The sequence below is a fragment of the Hydrogenophaga sp. YM1 genome, assembly GCF_016903055.1.
GTDB lineage: Bacteria > Pseudomonadota > Gammaproteobacteria > Burkholderiales > Burkholderiaceae_C > Hydrogenophaga > Hydrogenophaga borbori.
This window is the reverse complement of sequence record NZ_CP070223.1, coordinates 2,693,610-2,707,873: the sequence shown is the minus strand read 5'-3', so window position 1 is coordinate 2,707,873 and position 14,264 is coordinate 2,693,610. Positions and strand designations below refer to the sequence as shown.

The window sequence follows — 14,264 nt, the reverse complement described above, 5'->3', positions numbered from 1 at the left end:
GGGGGGTGGATAACTTGGGGATTATCCCTCTGCGGAAATGGGCGCGCAGGCCGGGGGCCAGGCCGCCCCTTGGCGCTGGCTAGCATGCCGCACATGCATTCACTTGTCCCCCCGGCCATCCGCGCGCAGGTGTCGGCGGCCGTCGCCCTGCCGGACGGGCTGCTGGCGCAGGCGCGCGCCGCCTACCTGGGGATGGAAAAGGACGGTCTGGCGAAGCATCCCGACGAGCTTGCCGACTGCATCCGCGCGTTCAGGCACGCGGTCGAAGCGCGGTGCGCCGCCGCCTCAGGTCCGCCGGCGCCAGAACAGTGACACCGAGGCCAGGTAACGAAGCATCTTCATGAGCGACGACCGGCCTTCCGCGGTGGCGAAGGAATAGAACATCACGATCAGCAGCAACCAGGGCATGTAGTAGATCCACAGCTGCGCCCACCAGCCCGGCATGAAGCGAAAGACAGAGTCCAGCAGCAACAGGGGCAGGAGAAGGAGGGCGATCAGGTTGAGCGCCAGGGTCGCGATCCGGGTGACCACCGTGGCCGGGCGGTCGTGGTCCTTGTGGATCGCCACCTCGGCAATGGCGCCGTGCAGCACGGCGCCCGCCACTTCGGGCAGTTGATCGCCTGTTTGGGAGTAGATGATGTCCAGCTCGATGGAGTCCTTGGGGTTGAGCCGGTCAAAGTCCAGGCGGATGCTGGCCTCATTCGGCACCGGCAAGGCCCTCCAGCCCGATGACTCGCTGCGCCGCTCGGACATGGCAAGGATGGCCAGGGCATTTTTCAGCTGGAGCTTCAGGGGTGTCGCCACGAGGTTGCTGGCGATCTGGTGCGGCCCCTTGGCCACGAAGCGGACCCGCAGCCGGCTGGCCTCCTGAACCTCCACCCCGTTGACCGTGATGTTGAGTGATTGGGCCGTGGACGAACTGTCGACAAAGATCTCGTCCGAGATGACCTCCCAATGCAGCTCTTTCGTGCGGATGGAGCGCACATAGAAGTAATACGAGATGAGCGCCGAGGCGACGACGCCGAGGATGAAGGCGCCCAGTGTGCTGCCGAGGTAGTACTCGATCCCGGCGATGAAGGGGCGATTGGGGTCGTAGGGCCGGCGGCTGACGTCAAGGTCGTACTTCAGGCTGGTGGGGTCCTTCGCGCCCAATTCTTCCGCCGGGATCAGCACGAAATGCTCAGGCGCCTGGGACGCCCGGAAGGTGAACACCGCGGAGCGGTCTTGGCGGCTGACATCGTCTTGCCAGGTGATGACCTGGTTCTTGTCGTCCAGCATCACCAGCATCGGGTCGAAGTCCTTGGACGACGCGCGGATGGTGTACCAGTCCTTGCTGTCCTTGGCGGCTGGCACCGAAAACCAGTGCGCCGGTTGGGACTGGAACGGTGTGGCCGGGCTGAGCCCCTGTCCGGCGCTCTTCTTGACGTCGACCCGAACGGCGCGCGGCAAGGGGGGAACGAGCGCCGGCGCATGGGCATCGATCACCCAGAGGCTATAGGGCACAGGGGTTTGCGAGGCGTCCCCGCCCACCATGATTTCCAGGCGGTCTCCGGCGCTCACCGTCACCGACAGTTGCTGGGTGGCGAGCCGTGACGGGTGGGGCTGTGCGGTCTTCAGCAACTGCCCGTTCTGCAGAACGGCGAGCACCAGGTGGCGCGTGTCGGAATGCGCCGAGATGCTCAGTTCTCCCGGGGCGTCGGCCGTGAACACATGCCTGGCGTGGTGGGGCAGCCGAACGTCCGCCACCGCGTTCTGCGAGAGGAATGCCGTCGACCCTCCGTGGATCTGCCCGTTGTGCAGCTTGCCGGCCACCACGGGAATCGGCTCCGCGCTGGTGGCGGGGTCCGCGGCCACCGCCAGGTGGGCGTGCACGGGCATGAGCAGGGCGATCGCCAGCATGACAACGCGAGGCAAACCGGAGGTGAGGCTCATGGTGGGTCTCGAAGAGTGCAGGGTGGGGGTGGGTCAGCGCCGCGCTTTTGCCTGTCGCCGCCAGTACTGGAACTCGTCCTCGTGGAACTCGATGTCGAGTTCCTGCATGCGCTGCTGCAGCCGCTCCTGCACCTGGGCCACCGTCTGGTTGTAGACCAGCGGGCCGATCTCCTCGAGGAAAAAGTTCAGCAGCGCGCCGGCGCCGATGTTGCCAATGCGCTGGTCGAGCGCTTCCTGGAAGTAGCGTTCGATGGAGGCGATGGCTTGCGCGCGTTCGTCGCGGGGAAGTTCGATGGGCATTGGCGTGGCGTGGTCGAGGGAAGGTCAGTACACCGCAAATCGCCCGGTCCATTTCCGCTCGTAGTCCATCTTGGCGAAGTGCCCCGCCATGAAGTCGATGAAGGCGCGGACCTTGGCCGAGAGGTGCTTGCGGCTGGGGTAGGCGAGGTTGATGGTGAGGTGGGGCAGGTCCCAGTCCTCCAGCACCGGCACCAGGCGGCCGGCCACGATGTCGTCGTAGACGATGTAGCTCGGCTGGATCAGGATGCCCATGCCGTCGAGCGCGGCGGCGCGCACGATCTGGCCGTCGTTGGTCTCCAGCAGTCCCTTGATCTGGATGGTTTTCTGCTCGCCCGTGGCCACCTGGGTGAAGCGAAGTTCGTTCGGCGTGTTGGCGTGCAGGTAGACCAGCAGCTTGTGCTGTTGCAGGTCGTCGAGCCCCTTGGGAAAGCCATGCCGGGCCAGGTAGCCCGGCGAGGCGGCCAGCACGCGGCGCGTTTCGCCCAGGCGGCGGATGGTGATGTTGCTGTCGGGCTCGTACTCGCGCGTGCGGATCGCCACGTCGATGTTGTTGTCGATGATGTCCAGGTAGCGGTTGGCCGCCTCCACGTGCACGCTCACATGGGGGTAGCGCTCGGTGAACTCGCGCAGCAGCGGCGCGATGTGGTGCATGGAAAAGCTCAGCGAGGCCGTCACGCGCAGCAGGCCCGTGGGGTTGAGCGCCGCGGCGTTCACGTCGGACTCGGCGTCGCGCAGGTCACTCAGGATGTTGCGCGCGCGCTGGAAGAATTCCTGCCCGGTGTCGGTGAGGTACAGGCGGCGCGTATTGCGCTCCACCAGGCGCACGCCCAGGCGCTCCTCCAGGGCCGCCAGGTGGCGGCTGGCGCTGGCGTTGCTCAGGTTCAGGGCTTCGGCCGCGCGCGACAGGCTGCCGGTTTCGGCCACCTGCACGAACAGTTCGATCTCGGTCCAGCGGTCCATCGGCTCTCTCGTCGTCTCCGGGTTGTCCCTTGGTTTCTTTCGCGCGCCGGAAAAGTCTTTTGTTTCCCGGGCATTGGTTTTCCATTTCGGGCCGCCTACATTCTGCCGCCACGGTGGCCCCGCGGCACCCAACCGGAGACACGACGGTGAGGAACCTCAACCAGGACAACATCACCCAGGCGGTCATCGCCCGCCTGGCCCAGACACCCGACCCGCGCCTCAAGCAGGTGTTGACCAGCCTGGTGCAGCACCTGCACGCCTTCGCCCGCGAGGTCAAGCTGACCGAGGCCGAATGGGCCTACGGCATCGACTTCCTGACCCGCGTGGGCCACACCTGCGACGAGCAGCGCCAGGAGTTCATCCTGCTGTCGGACACGCTGGGCCTGTCGATGCTGACGGTGGCGCTGAACAACCACAAGCCCCCGGGCTGCACCGAGGCCACGGTGTTCGGGCCTTTCCACGTGGAAGGCGCACCCGAGATGCCGCACGGCGCCGACGTGGCCAACGGCGCGCCCGGCCGGCCCTGCGAGGTCTCGGGCCGCGTGCGCGGCCTGGGCGGCGAGCCGGTGGCGGGCGCGGTCATCGACGTCTGGCAGGCCGACGCCGACGGCCTGTACGACGTGCAGCGCGAAGGCCTGGCCGAGCCGCAGGGCCGGGCGGTGCTGCGCAGCGACGCCGAGGGGCGCTTTCACTTCCGCAGCGTGGTGGCCGAGCCGTACCCCATCCCCAACGACGGTCCCGTGGGCGAGATGCTCACGGCCACCAAGCGCCACCCCTGGCGGCCCGCGCACCTGCATTTCCGCCTGCAGGCGCCCGGTTACGAGACCCTGGTGACGCACGTCTTCCGCGACGGCGACCCCTACCTCGATTCCGACGCCGTGTTCGGCGTGCGCAGTTCCCTGGTGGCCGATTGGGTGGAACAGCCCGACGGCCGCGTCACCCTGGATTTCGACTTCGTGTTGAACCCGTCCCCCTGATTTCGACCCCCTGAGACACAACGAGGAGACAAGACCATGACGATCAAGAAACGCGCTTTCGTGGCCAGTGCCCTGGCCGCCGCCCTGATGGCCGCGGGCCTCGCCCCGGCCCACGCGCAGCAGACCTTCAAGCTCACCATCGCGTCCAGCCACCCCACCTCGCTGCCCTGGGTGGGGCTGATGAGCACGCTCTTCGTGCCCGAGGTGAACAAGCGCGTGGAGGCCCTGGGCAAGGGCTACAAGATCGAATGGAAGGAGGCCTACGGCGGCCAGCTCTACAAGATGAACGCCACGCTCACCAGCGTGGGCCAGGGCATCGCCGACATCGGCTGGGTGTTCGCCAACCTCGAAGCGGCCAAGATGCCGCTGACCCAGTACGCCACCGTCACGCCCTTCGCCACCGGCGACGTGCGCACCCTGCTGCAGGTGGCCAACGAGCTGAACGAGAAGATCCCCGCGCTCAAGGCCGAGTGGGACCGCAACAACCTGGTGTTCCTGGGCGCCTCGGGCGTGGACACCTACCACCTGTTCACCAAGAGCCCCATCAGCACCTACGCCGATCTCAGCGGCAAGAAGATCTCGGCGCCCGGCGCGCTGGGCCTGTGGCTCAAGGGCTCGGGTGCGGTGCCGGTGGACGGCTCGCTCACCAGCTACTACACCGACATCCAGACCGGTGTGAGCGAGGGCACCATCTCCATCGCCACCGGCATCCTGCCCAGCAAGGTGTACGAGGTGGCACCCTATGTGACCACGGTGGACATCGGCGCGCTCTACAACGGCGGCATGGCCATCAACAAGGACACCTTCAACGGCATGCCGCCCGAGGTGCAGAAGATCATCAAGGACGTGGGCCTGGAGTACTCGCGCGTGCTGGGCGACACGCTCATGCAGCGCTACGAGGCCGCGCTCAAGGCCATCGGCGAGCAGGGCGCCAAGCAGGCCGTGCCGGTGAAAATCGCGCCCATGGCCCCCGGCGAACGCGAGAAGTGGGCCAAGACCATGCCCAACATCGCGGGCGACTGGGTCAAGGCCAATGCCTCGCGCGGCCCGGCCGCGCAAATCGTGAAGACCTACCTGGAGGAGCTGCGCAAGCGCGGCGCCAAGCCCCTGCGCGACTGGGACAAGGAACTCTGATCGCCCTTCATGAGCTACGAAGCCAACACCAACCTGGAAGAGGCGCCGGTCCCGGCGGCGCCGTCCAGCCCCTTCGGGCACGTGGTCGACGCGCTCAACGGCCTGGGCTCGATCGTCATCGCGCTCGTCATGGTGCTGATGTGCGCCGACGTGTTCATGCGCAACGCCTTCAACCATCCCCTTGACGGCGTGGCCGAGATGGTCGCGGCCTCGATCATCGTGATCGTGTTTCTGCAACTGCCGGCCACGCTGCGCCACGGCCGCATGAGCCGCGCCGACCTGTTCATCGACCCTTTCGTGGCCCGGCGGCCCCAGGCGGGCAAACGCCTGCGGGCGGTGTTCTCGCTTGCGGGCGTCTTCGCCTGCGGCGTGATCGCCTACGCCACCTGGCCGCTGTTCCAGCGCGCCTGGGCGAACAATGAGTTCTTCGGCGTCGAGGGCGTGTTCACCTTCCCCACCTGGCCGATGCGCATCGTGGTGTTCGTGGGCGCGGCGCTGGCGGCGCTGCAGTACGTGCTGCTGGCCTGGCAGGACTGGCGCGAGAGCAGCCAGGGGGGCGACCATGTCTGACCTGCTGCTCGGCTTCATGGCCATCGGGGTGATGCTGGCCTTCATCATCCTGGGCATGCACATCGGCATCGCGCTGATCGTCACGTCCTTCGCAACGGTCTGGCTGATGCGCTCGCCGGAGATCGCCGCCCGCTTCGTCGGCGCGGCAGCCAACGACGCGATCCGCGACTACCTCTTCGGCGTGGTGCCGCTGTTCGTGCTCATGGGCATGTTCGTGAGCGTGAGCGGGGTGGGGCGCGACACCTTCGACGTGTTCCAGTGGCTGTTGCGCCGCCTGCGAGGCGGCCTGGGCCTGGCCACGGTGGGTGCCAACGCGGTGTTCGCGGCCATCACCGGCATCTCCATCGCCTCGGCCTCGGTGTTCACCAAGGTGGCCACGCCCGAGATGATCCGCCACGGCTACACGCCGCGCTTTTCCGTGGGTGTGGTGGCGGGGTCGTCGGTGCTCGGCATGTTGATTCCGCCCTCCCTGCTGATGATCATCTATGGCGTGATCGCAGAGGAGTCGATCGGCCGTCTGTTTCTCGCGGGCATCCTGCCCGGCCTGCTCCTGGCCTTGCTGTTCTGCGCCTTGATCCTGGGCCTGGCCTATCTGCGCCCGAGCAGCATTTACTCCTCGGGCCAGGCCGCGTCGGCGGCCAACCAGGACACTGAAACTTGGGCCAGCGCATCGGTAAAGTTTTTTCCCATCCTGTTGCTCATCGTGCTGGTGCTGGGCGGTTTGTACAGCGGCTTTTTCACGCCCACCGAGGCCGGCGCCGTGGGCGCGGCGGGCGCCTTCGTGATCGCCATCGCGCGCCGCCGCCTCACCTGGCGCAAGCTGTGGAGCGTGCTCACCGAAACGGGCTACGTGTCGGTGTCGGTGCTGTTCCTCATCGTGGCGGCCTCGCTCTACAGCCGCATGCTCGCACTCACCGGCATGCCGGCGGCCATCACCACGGGCATCACCGACATGGGTCTGGGGCCTTGGGGCTTTCTCGCTGCCTACCTGCTGATCGTCATCGCGCTGGGCTGCATCATCGACTCGGTCTCGATCATGCTGATCATGTTGCCCATCGTGCTGCCCATCGCGGCCAGCTTCGGCATGGACAAGATCTGGTTCGGCGTGCTCACCGTGGTGGCGGTGGAGATCGGCCTGCTCACCCCGCCGTTCGGTGTCTCTGTCTACACGGTCAAGAGCGCGCTCAACAATCCTTCCATCACCATCAAGGACATCTTCGCCGGCACCTTGCCCTTCGTGCTGGTGATGGTGTTCTCGCTGTTCGTTCTCGCCATCTTCCCCAGCCTGTCCACCTGGCTGGCGCGCATGTGAACCCATGATCTACGTCTTCCACCTTCTCGACAAACCCGGCGGCCTCGAGCTGCGCCAGCGCATGCGCCCCGAACACAAGGCCTATCTGGGCGCCATGGCCGATCGCATCGCCTTCGCCGGCCCCTTGCTGGCCGACGACGGCGCCACCATGGTGGGCAGCGTGCTGGCCATCGACTTCGACAGCCGCGAGTCCGCGCTGCAATGGCAGGCGCAGGAGCCGTTCACGCGGGCCGGGCTGTACGCCAGCGTCTCGGTCTATGCGTTCCAGAACCTGTGGCCACAGAAGGCGGGATTCCCGCCCACCGCCTGAGCCGACAACATGCCTGTGGTCAAACACATCGTGATGTGGAACATCCTCGGCGACAGCGCGGAGGAGAAGACCCGCAACACACAGCGCCTGAAGGCCGCCTTCGAGGGCATGCGCGGGCGCATCCCGGGCCTGCTCGCGTTGGAGATCGGCGTGGACATCAGCCGCGTGGACTACGCCTGCGACGTGGTGCTCTATTCCGAGTTCGAGACAGCACAAGCCCTGGCCGACTACGCTACGCACCCCGAGCACCTGCGCGTGCGCCAGGCGCTCGAAGGCCTGCGCATCGCGCGCCACCAGGTCGACTACTTCCCCCACTGATGCCCGAACCGAAAGGACCCTTCTCCGTGACCCCCCTGGACAACGCCGCCCTCGACACCCTGTTCCTGAAGGCGCGCACCGCCAACGGCTTCCTCGACAAGCCCGTGCCCGAGGCGCTGCTCAAGCAGGTGTACGAGCTGGCCGCGCTCGGCCCCACCTCCATGAACACCCAGCCCACGCGCTACGTGTTCCTGAACTCGAAGGAAGCGCGCGAGCGCCTGTTGCCGGCCATGCTGCCGGGCAACCTGGACAAGACGCGGACCGCGCCGGTGACCGTGATCGTGGCCACCGACACCCGGTTCTACGAGTACATGCCCCAGGTCTGGCACCGCGAGGGCGCCAAGGAGAACTTCGAGGCCAACGCGGCCCTGGCCAGCGCCACCGCCACGCGCAACGGCACCCTCGGTGGCGCCTACTTCATCGTCGCGGCGCGCGCCCTGGGCCTGGACTGCGGTCCCATGAGCGGTTTCGACATTGGCAAGGTCGACGCCGAGTTCTTCCCCGACGGCCGCTGGAAGACCAATTTCCTGATCAACCTCGGCTACGGCGACGACAGCCTGCTGTTCAAGCGCAATGCGCGCCTGGGTTTCGACGAGGCCTGCCGCGTGCTCTGAACGGCCCCGGCGGCGGACACAAAAAAGCGCGGCCGGGCCGCGCTTTTTTCATGCCGGGACGGGCCGGGCGCCGCTCACTGCACCTTGGCCTTGTCGCGCAGCTCCTGCTGGTATTTCTGCATCTTCTGTTGCGCCAGCTGCTGCGCGATCTGCGGTTTGAGCTCTTCCAGCTTGGGGATTTCCGCGTCCCGGATGTCGTCCACGCGGATCACGTGCCAGCCGAACTGGCTCTGCACCGGCGCGTCGGCCAGCTGGCCCTTTTCCAGCTTGAGCAGGGCCTGCGAGAACTCGGGCACGTAGTTCGCCGCGGGCGCCCAGTCCAGGTCGCCGCCGTTGGCGCCGGAGCCCGGGTCCTTGGACTGCTTCTTGGCGATGTCCTCGAACTTGGCGCCTTTCTTCAGGCTGGCGATGATGGCCTTGGCCTCGTCTTCCTTCTCGACCAGGATGTGGCGGGCCTTGTATTCCTTGCCGGCGCTGGCGGCCGCGAATTTGTCGTACTCGGCCTTGATCTCCTCGTCGGTCACCGGGTGCTTCTTCTGGTAGTCGGCGAAGAGGGCGCGGATCATGATGGTCTGGCGCGCCAGTTCCATCTGGTTCTTGAACTCGGTGCTGTTGGCCACGCCTTTCTTCTGCGCCTCCTGCATGAAGATTTCGCGCAGCACCACTTCTTCCTTGATCTGCGCACGCACGGCGTCGTCCACTGGCCGGCCCGTGGCCTCGATCTGCTGCACCAGCGCCTCGACGCGCGCCGTGGGCACGGGCTTGCCATTGACGATGGCCACGTTCTGCGCGGCCGCCCAGGGAGCGGTGGTGATCAGCGCCGCCGCGGTCAGTGCCGTGAGGGTGACTTTCATGGAAATCCTCGGAGTTGGAAAAAGGGGTTGGAGCCGACGCGCCCGCGCGGGTTCGCGGGGGATGTGACAGAAGGTAGCCGGGGGCCGTGTCAGCGCTGGATCTCGATGGCCAGGGCGTGCAGCCCGGCGTCGGTGAATTGACGCAGGGCATCATACACAAGGCGATGCTGCGCCACCCGGCCCAGTCCGGCGAAGGCGGGCGCCGCGATGCGCACCCGGAAATGCGTGCCGTAGCCCAGGCCATTGGCGCCCGCATGGCCCGCGTGCGCGGCGCTTTCGTCGATGACTTCCAGGGCGCTGGGCGCGAGGGTGTCGCGCAGCCGTGCCTCGATGGCGGCGGCGGTGGGGACGGTGGGGCTCATGGGTGGCTCAGGTTTCGGAGCGGGGCTCGTCGTCCTTGATGTGGCGCGCGATGTACAGGCCCTGCGCGACGATGAAAAGCACCGGGAAGATGTAGCCCCAGAGCTTGAAGTTCACCCATTGCTCGGTGGTCTGATAGGCGGCGAACCAGGCGTTGATGGCGGCCATGAACAAGAAGTAGCCGACCCAGGCCACCGTCAGGCGCGCCCACACGGGCTGGGGCAGGGTGAGCTGGCTGCCCAGCAGCATCTGCAGGAAGTTCTTCTTCCAGCCCCACAGCGCGGCGCCCAGCACCACGGCCATGCCCGCGTAGAGCACCGTGGGCTTCCATTTGATGAAGCGCTCGTCCTGCAGCACCAGGGTGAGCACGCCGAACACCAGCACCAGCACCAGCGTGATCTTGTGGATGTTCTGCAGCTTGCGGTCGATGGCGTAGACGATGCCGCATTGCGCCACGGTGGCGGCCATGAGCACGCCGGTGGCCAGGTAGATGCCCTGCATCTTGTAGGCGGCGAAGAAGAGCAGGATGGGGAAAAAGTCGATCAGCAGGCGCATGGGTGCGATTATCCGTGGAGCCCGCACCAGGGAACCGCGGCGGGGCCGGGCGGCTCTGACGTCCGGCCGCCGCCTGGCGGCCATTCCCGTTCGTCGTCTGGAGATTTCATGAGCCCGCAAGAACAGCAAGCCATCCTCACCATCGCCCTCATGGCCGCCCTGGCCGACGGCGCCAAGGCCGACGCCGAGCGCGAGAGCATCCGCGGCATCGCCGAATCCCTGGGCGGGGAGGGTGGGGCCGCCGGCCTGGCCAGGGTGTACCAGGACGTGCTGCTCAAGCGGGTGGACCTGGCGGCCTGCGTGGCCCGGCTGGGCGACCCGGGCCAGCGGGAACTGGCCTACGAAATGGCGGTCTGCGTGTGCGACGCCGACGGCGCCCGCTCGCCGGCCGAAACGGCGTTCCTGGCCGACCTGAAGGCGCGGCTGCGGCCGGATGCGGCCGAATCGGCGGCGTTCGAGAAGGCGGAGGCCGAGCTGGTGGACGCGGCCGCCACCGTGGCGCCCGTGGCGGTGGCCGCCGCCGCGGCCCCGGTCGAGAGCGAGCGGCGCGGGCCCGACGGGGCGGCGCTGGACAAGTCCATCCTGAACTACGCGCTGCTCAACGGCGCGCTGGAGCTGCTGCCGCAGTCCTGGGCCTCGATGGCCATCATTCCGCTGCAGGTCAAGATGGTCTACGAGATCGGCAAGGCGCACGGCGTGGAGCTGGACCAGGGCCACATCCGCGAGTTCATCGCGGCGGTGGGCGTGGGCCTGACCTCGCAGTACCTGGAGCAATTCGGCCGCAAGCTCATCGGTGGCCTGCTGGGCAAGGCCGCGGGGCGCGCGCTGGGCGGGGTGGGCCGCGCGGCCACCGGCATGGCGTTCTCGTTCGCCACCACCTATGCGCTGGGACAGGTGGCCAAGCGCTACTACGCGGGCGGGCGCCAGATGAGCACGGACCTGCTCAAGCAGAGCTTCCAGGATCTGCTCGGCCCGGCCAAGCAGATGCAGTCGCAGTACCTGCCGCAGATCCAGCAGAAGGCCGCCACCCTGGACGCGGGCCAGGTAATGGCGATGGTGCGCGGGCGCTGAACGCGCCGCTCAGGCGGGCGCCGGTGCGCCCTCGCGCATGACCGCCGCCGCGATGTCCAGCGAGCGCAGGCGCAGCGCCGGGTCGAACACGTCGCTGACGAGGATGAACTCGTCGGCCTCGGTCAGGTCGGCCAGGCGCTGCAGGCCCGCGCGCACCGAATCGGGGCTGCCGATGACGGCGGCGGCCAGGAAGTCGCCGATGCCCTGGCGCTCGTGCGGGGCCAACGAGGCCACGAAGCCTTCCACCGGCGGCGGCAGCTGCCCGCGCTTGCCGGTGAGGATGCCCAGCACCCGCTGGTAGGTGCTGCTGGCCAGGTACTCCGCCTCCTCGTCGGTCGGCGCGGCGATCAGCGGCACGCCGATGGCGGCGTAGGGCTTGGACAGGGTCTCGGAGGGCTGGAACTCGGCGCGGTAGACCTCCAGCGCCTGCAGCAGCAGGCGCGGCGCGAAGTGCGAGGCGAAGGCGAAGGGCAGGCCGCGCTGCGCCGCCAGCCGGGCCGAGAACAGGCTGGAGCCCAGCAGCCAGATCGGCACGTGGGTGTTCTGCCCCGGCACGGCCACCACGCGCTGGCCCGGCTGCACCGGGCCCAGGAAGGCGGCCAGCTCGGCCACCTCGCGCGGGAAATCGGCTTCGGTCTCCACGCGGTCGCGCCGCAGCGCGCGCATGGTCAGGCCGTCGGTGCCGGGCGCGCGGCCCAGGCCCAGGTCGATGCGGCCCGGGTACAGCTCGGCCAGGGTGCCGAAGGCCTCGGCCACCACCAGCGGCGCGTGGTTGGGCAGCATCACGCCGCCCGAGCCCACGCGGATGCGCTGCGTCGCGCCCGCGATGTGGCCCACCAGCACGGCCGTGGCCGAGCTGGCGATGCCGCTCATGTTGTGGTGCTCGGCCAGCCAGTAGCGCGTGAAACCCAGGCGCTCCACGTGCTGGGCGGTCTGGCGCGCGATGGCCAGGGCGTCGGCCACGCTGCCGCCTTCGCGCACGGCGACGAGGTCAAGCATGGACAGTCGGATGTCGGCGAGGTTCGGCATCGGCTCACTTCTCCTGCAGGTCGATGGCGGCCGAGTTCATGCAGTAGCGCAGGCCGGTGGGCGCGGGACCGTCGTCGAACACATGGCCCAGATGGGCGCCGCACTGGCTGCACACGGTTTCGGTGCGCACCATGCCGTGGCTGCGGTCGCTGATTTCGGTGATGGCACCGGGGATGGCCTTCCAGAAGCTGGGCCAGCCGCAGCCGGCGTCGAACTTGGTGCCGGCGTCGAACAGGTGGTTGCCGCAGCAGACGCAGTGGTAGCTGCCATCGGCCCAGATCTCTTCGTACTTGCCGGTGAAGGGGCGCTCGGTGTAGGCCTTGCGCGTGACCTCGAAGGCGCCGGGCTCGGCGCCCTTGGCGGCGAGGATCTCGCGCCACTCGGCTTCGGTTTTCTTGATGGGAAAGTCCATGTCGGCGGTCCTTTCAGGAGGAGCAGCTGATTTCGATGTGCTGCGCCCAGTCGGGGGGGAAGGCGGCGAGGTCGTCCTCGCCGGCTCGTTCGTCGAACGGGGCCGCCAAGGCGTTCAGCAGCCGGTCGACCTCGCTGAAATCGCCTTGCTGGGCGCGTTCGATGGCCGTCTGCGCCAGGTGGTTGCGCAGCACGATGCGGGGGTTGACGCGGTGCATGGCGGCCGCGGTGGCGGCGGCGTCGAAGCCGGGCTGGGCGCGCAGGCGCGCCTGCCAGCGAGCGGCCCAGGCGTCGAAGGCCTCGCGCTGCAGGAAGAGGTCGCGCGCGGGGTCCAGTCGGCCCTCGGCGGCGTCGCCCAGGCGGCGGAACAGGATGGTGAAGTCCACCGCGTCCTGGGCCATGAGCTGCATGAGCGATTCGACCAGCTCGGCGTCGCCGTCCCGGGTGTCCGCCAGGCCCAGCTTGGCGCCCATGCGGCGCGTGAGCGCGGCGGGGAACAGGGCCTTGTACGGCTCCAGCGCGTCCAGCGCCTGTTGCTGCTCGTCCATCAGCGGCAGCAGGGCCTGGCCCAGGCAGAACAGGTTCCAGTAGGCCACGTTGGGCTGGCGGTGGTAGGCGTAGCGCCCGCCATGGTCGCTGTGGTTGCAGATGTGCGCCGGGTTGAAGGCGTCCATGAACTGGAAGGGGCCGTAGTCGATGCTGAGGCCCAGGACGCTCATGTTGTCGGTGTTCATCACGCCGTGGCAGAAGCCCACGGCCTGCCACTGGGCCATCAGCTCGGCGGTGCGCGCGCTCACGGCCTGCAGCAGCCGGGCGTAGGCATTGCCCTGGCCGTCGCGGCATTCGGGGTACCAGCTGTCGATGACGAAATCGGCCAGGCGGCGCAGCTCGGCGGTGTGGCCGTTGGCCGAAAAATGCTCGAAGTGCCCGAAGCGGATGAAGCTGGGCGCCACGCGCGCCACCACGGCGGCGGTTTCCACGGTCTCGCGGACCACCGGCTGCGGCGAGCCGGTGAGGCTGAGCGCGCGCGTGGTCGGTATGCCCAGGCCATGCATGGCCTCGCTGCACAGGTACTCGCGGATGGAGCTGCGCAGCACGGCGCGGCCGTCGCCCATGCGCGAGTAGCGCGTGAGGCCGGCGCCCTTGAGCTGCACCTCCATCGGCCCCTCGGGCGTGTCCAGCTCGCCGAGCAGGATGGCCCGGCCGTCGCCGAGCTGGCCGGCCCAGACGCCGAACTGGTGCCCGCTGTAGACGGTGGCCAGGGGGCGCGTGCCCTCGATGGGCAGCGAGCCGGCCAGCGCCCGCACGGCGTCGGCCTGGCGCAGGCGCTGCGGGTCCAGCCCCAGCGCGGCCGCCAGCGGGGCGTTCAGTCCGATCGGGTGGGGGTCGGGCAGCGGGGTGGGCTGCACCTCGGTGTAAAAGGCCGGCCCCAGGTCGGCGAAGCGGTGGCGCCAGGGCCGGGCGAGGTCCAGCGCCGCGGGCGCGGCGAGCGCGGTGTCGTTCATCTGGTGAATTGTCCCCGCAGGGGGTATTCCGGCGTGGCACCAGGGCCATGGC

At 68.3% G+C, this 14,264-nt stretch carries 18 protein-coding genes; 9 read left to right on the top strand and 9 right to left on the bottom strand.

What is annotated here, in order from left to right; genetic code table 11:
* Positions 1–93: 93 nt before the first annotated feature.
* A complete protein-coding gene (locus tag JNX00_RS12705) occupies positions 94–312 on the top strand; it encodes a hypothetical protein (RefSeq protein WP_204742516.1) in 219 nt (72 codons plus the stop codon).
* Here JNX00_RS12705 and JNX00_RS12700 read toward each other — a convergent pair.
* Genes JNX00_RS12700 through JNX00_RS12690 form a run of 3 tightly spaced genes read right to left on the bottom strand, consistent with a single transcriptional unit; the run spans position 286 to position 3,192 of the window.
* Complete coding sequence (locus JNX00_RS12700; RefSeq protein ID WP_204742515.1) at positions 286–1,932, bottom strand: hypothetical protein; 1,647 nt, start codon at positions 1,930–1,932, stop codon at positions 286–288. The two genes, JNX00_RS12705 and JNX00_RS12700, sit on opposite strands and share 27 nt — an antisense overlap.
* A 33-nt stretch (positions 1,933–1,965) precedes the next feature.
* A complete protein-coding gene (locus tag JNX00_RS12695) occupies positions 1,966–2,232 on the bottom strand; it encodes a DUF2164 domain-containing protein (protein ID WP_070398360.1) in 267 nt (88 codons plus the stop codon).
* 24 nt (positions 2,233–2,256) lie between these two features.
* A complete protein-coding gene (locus JNX00_RS12690; protein WP_070398361.1) occupies positions 2,257–3,192 on the bottom strand; it encodes a LysR family transcriptional regulator in 936 nt (311 codons plus the stop codon).
* A gap of 146 nt (positions 3,193–3,338) precedes the next feature.
* Between JNX00_RS12690 and JNX00_RS12685 the strand changes: the two genes are divergently transcribed.
* From JNX00_RS12685 to JNX00_RS12655, 7 genes are read left to right on the top strand one after another with little or no spacing between them, the layout of a single operon-like run.
* Complete coding sequence (locus JNX00_RS12685; RefSeq protein WP_204742514.1) at positions 3,339–4,169, top strand: intradiol ring-cleavage dioxygenase; 831 nt, start codon at positions 3,339–3,341, stop codon at positions 4,167–4,169.
* 36 nt (positions 4,170–4,205) lie between these two features.
* Complete coding sequence (locus tag JNX00_RS12680; RefSeq protein ID WP_070398363.1) at positions 4,206–5,303, top strand: C4-dicarboxylate TRAP transporter substrate-binding protein; 1,098 nt, start codon at positions 4,206–4,208, stop codon at positions 5,301–5,303.
* A gap of 9 nt (positions 5,304–5,312) precedes the next feature.
* Entirely contained in the window at positions 5,313–5,873 is a 561-nt protein-coding gene (locus tag JNX00_RS12675) for a TRAP transporter small permease (RefSeq protein ID WP_204742513.1), read from the top strand.
* Positions 5,866–7,185 carry a TRAP transporter large permease gene (locus JNX00_RS12670; RefSeq protein ID WP_204742512.1) on the top strand — a complete coding sequence of 440 codons (1,320 nt, stop codon included), beginning with the start codon at positions 5,866–5,868 and terminating at the stop codon, positions 7,183–7,185. The genes JNX00_RS12675 and JNX00_RS12670 overlap by 8 nt, the downstream gene beginning before the upstream one ends.
* 4 nt (positions 7,186–7,189) lie before the next feature.
* Entirely contained in the window at positions 7,190–7,495 is a 306-nt protein-coding gene (locus tag JNX00_RS12665) for a YciI family protein (protein WP_204742511.1), read from the top strand.
* Between the two features lie 9 nt (positions 7,496–7,504).
* Positions 7,505–7,813, top strand: a complete 309-nt coding sequence (locus JNX00_RS12660; protein WP_175442808.1) for a Dabb family protein — start codon at positions 7,505–7,507, stop codon at positions 7,811–7,813.
* Positions 7,814–7,839: 26 nt separating this feature from the next.
* Positions 7,840–8,427: a malonic semialdehyde reductase gene (locus JNX00_RS12655; RefSeq protein ID WP_239478137.1), complete on the top strand. Its 588-nt coding sequence runs from the start codon at positions 7,840–7,842 to the stop codon at positions 8,425–8,427.
* A gap of 74 nt (positions 8,428–8,501) precedes the next feature.
* Here the strand turns inward: JNX00_RS12655 and JNX00_RS12650 are convergent, their stop codons facing one another.
* The 3 genes from JNX00_RS12650 to JNX00_RS12640 all read right to left on the bottom strand — a co-directional run bounded on the left by JNX00_RS12650 (position 8,502) and on the right by JNX00_RS12640 (position 10,196).
* The gene (locus JNX00_RS12650; protein WP_204742510.1) at positions 8,502–9,281 is read right to left on the bottom strand and encodes a peptidylprolyl isomerase; all 780 of its coding nucleotides are present in this window, start codon (positions 9,279–9,281) and stop codon (positions 8,502–8,504) included.
* Positions 9,282–9,370: 89 nt separating this feature from the next.
* The gene (locus JNX00_RS12645; protein WP_070398369.1) at positions 9,371–9,643 is read right to left on the bottom strand and encodes a BolA family protein; all 273 of its coding nucleotides are present in this window, start codon (positions 9,641–9,643) and stop codon (positions 9,371–9,373) included.
* 7 nt (positions 9,644–9,650) lie between these two features.
* Positions 9,651–10,196 carry a septation protein A gene (locus JNX00_RS12640; RefSeq protein WP_070398370.1) on the bottom strand — a complete coding sequence of 182 codons (546 nt, stop codon included), beginning with the start codon at positions 10,194–10,196 and terminating at the stop codon, positions 9,651–9,653.
* A 108-nt stretch (positions 10,197–10,304) separates the two neighbouring features.
* On the opposite strand from JNX00_RS12640, the gene JNX00_RS12635 reads away from it, so the two are divergent.
* Positions 10,305–11,267, top strand: coding sequence for a DUF533 domain-containing protein (locus JNX00_RS12635; protein WP_204742509.1), 963 nt, complete (start codon positions 10,305–10,307; stop codon positions 11,265–11,267).
* A gap of 9 nt (positions 11,268–11,276) precedes the next feature.
* Here JNX00_RS12635 and JNX00_RS12630 read toward each other — a convergent pair whose 3' ends face one another.
* Genes JNX00_RS12630 through JNX00_RS12620 form a run of 3 tightly spaced genes read right to left on the bottom strand, consistent with a single transcriptional unit; the run spans position 11,277 to position 14,212 of the window.
* On the bottom strand, positions 11,277–12,296 hold the full coding sequence (locus tag JNX00_RS12630; protein WP_204742508.1) for an LLM class flavin-dependent oxidoreductase: 1,020 nt from the start codon (positions 12,294–12,296) through the stop codon (positions 11,277–11,279).
* A gap of 4 nt (positions 12,297–12,300) precedes the next feature.
* Positions 12,301–12,708: a peptide-methionine (R)-S-oxide reductase MsrB gene (gene msrB / locus JNX00_RS12625; RefSeq protein WP_204742507.1), complete on the bottom strand. Its 408-nt coding sequence runs from the start codon at positions 12,706–12,708 to the stop codon at positions 12,301–12,303.
* Between the two features lie 13 nt (positions 12,709–12,721).
* Positions 12,722–14,212, bottom strand: a complete 1,491-nt coding sequence (locus JNX00_RS12620) for a YdiU family protein (protein ID WP_204742506.1) — start codon at positions 14,210–14,212, stop codon at positions 12,722–12,724.
* Positions 14,213–14,264: the final 52 nt, after the last annotated feature.

Bases quoted from the DNA above. Each gene is read 5' to 3' on its own strand.
- JNX00_RS12675 (WP_204742513.1), top strand. From the start codon at position 5,313: ATGAGCTACGAAGCCAACACCAACCTGGAAGAGGCGCCGGTCCCGGCG.
- JNX00_RS12695 (WP_070398360.1), bottom strand. From the start codon at position 2,232: ATGCCCATCGAACTTCCCCGCGACGAACGCGCGCAAGCCATCGCCTCC.
- JNX00_RS12665 (WP_204742511.1), top strand. From the start codon at position 7,190: ATGATCTACGTCTTCCACCTTCTCGACAAACCCGGCGGCCTCGAGCTG.
- JNX00_RS12630 (WP_204742508.1), bottom strand. From the start codon at position 12,296: ATGCCGAACCTCGCCGACATCCGACTGTCCATGCTTGACCTCGTCGCC.
- JNX00_RS12645 (WP_070398369.1), bottom strand. From the start codon at position 9,643: ATGAGCCCCACCGTCCCCACCGCCGCCGCCATCGAGGCACGGCTGCGC.
- msrB (WP_204742507.1), bottom strand. From the start codon at position 12,708: ATGGACTTTCCCATCAAGAAAACCGAAGCCGAGTGGCGCGAGATCCTC.
- JNX00_RS12690 (WP_070398361.1), bottom strand. From the start codon at position 3,192: ATGGACCGCTGGACCGAGATCGAACTGTTCGTGCAGGTGGCCGAAACC.
- JNX00_RS12635 (WP_204742509.1), top strand. From the start codon at position 10,305: ATGAGCCCGCAAGAACAGCAAGCCATCCTCACCATCGCCCTCATGGCC.
- JNX00_RS12705 (WP_204742516.1), top strand. From the start codon at position 94: ATGCATTCACTTGTCCCCCCGGCCATCCGCGCGCAGGTGTCGGCGGCC.
- JNX00_RS12700 (WP_204742515.1), bottom strand. From the start codon at position 1,932: ATGAGCCTCACCTCCGGTTTGCCTCGCGTTGTCATGCTGGCGATCGCC.
- JNX00_RS12620 (WP_204742506.1), bottom strand. From the start codon at position 14,212: ATGAACGACACCGCGCTCGCCGCGCCCGCGGCGCTGGACCTCGCCCGG.
- JNX00_RS12670 (WP_204742512.1), top strand. From the start codon at position 5,866: ATGTCTGACCTGCTGCTCGGCTTCATGGCCATCGGGGTGATGCTGGCC.
- JNX00_RS12680 (WP_070398363.1), top strand. From the start codon at position 4,206: ATGACGATCAAGAAACGCGCTTTCGTGGCCAGTGCCCTGGCCGCCGCC.
- JNX00_RS12660 (WP_175442808.1), top strand. From the start codon at position 7,505: ATGCCTGTGGTCAAACACATCGTGATGTGGAACATCCTCGGCGACAGC.
- JNX00_RS12650 (WP_204742510.1), bottom strand. From the start codon at position 9,281: ATGAAAGTCACCCTCACGGCACTGACCGCGGCGGCGCTGATCACCACC.
- JNX00_RS12640 (WP_070398370.1), bottom strand. From the start codon at position 10,196: ATGCGCCTGCTGATCGACTTTTTCCCCATCCTGCTCTTCTTCGCCGCC.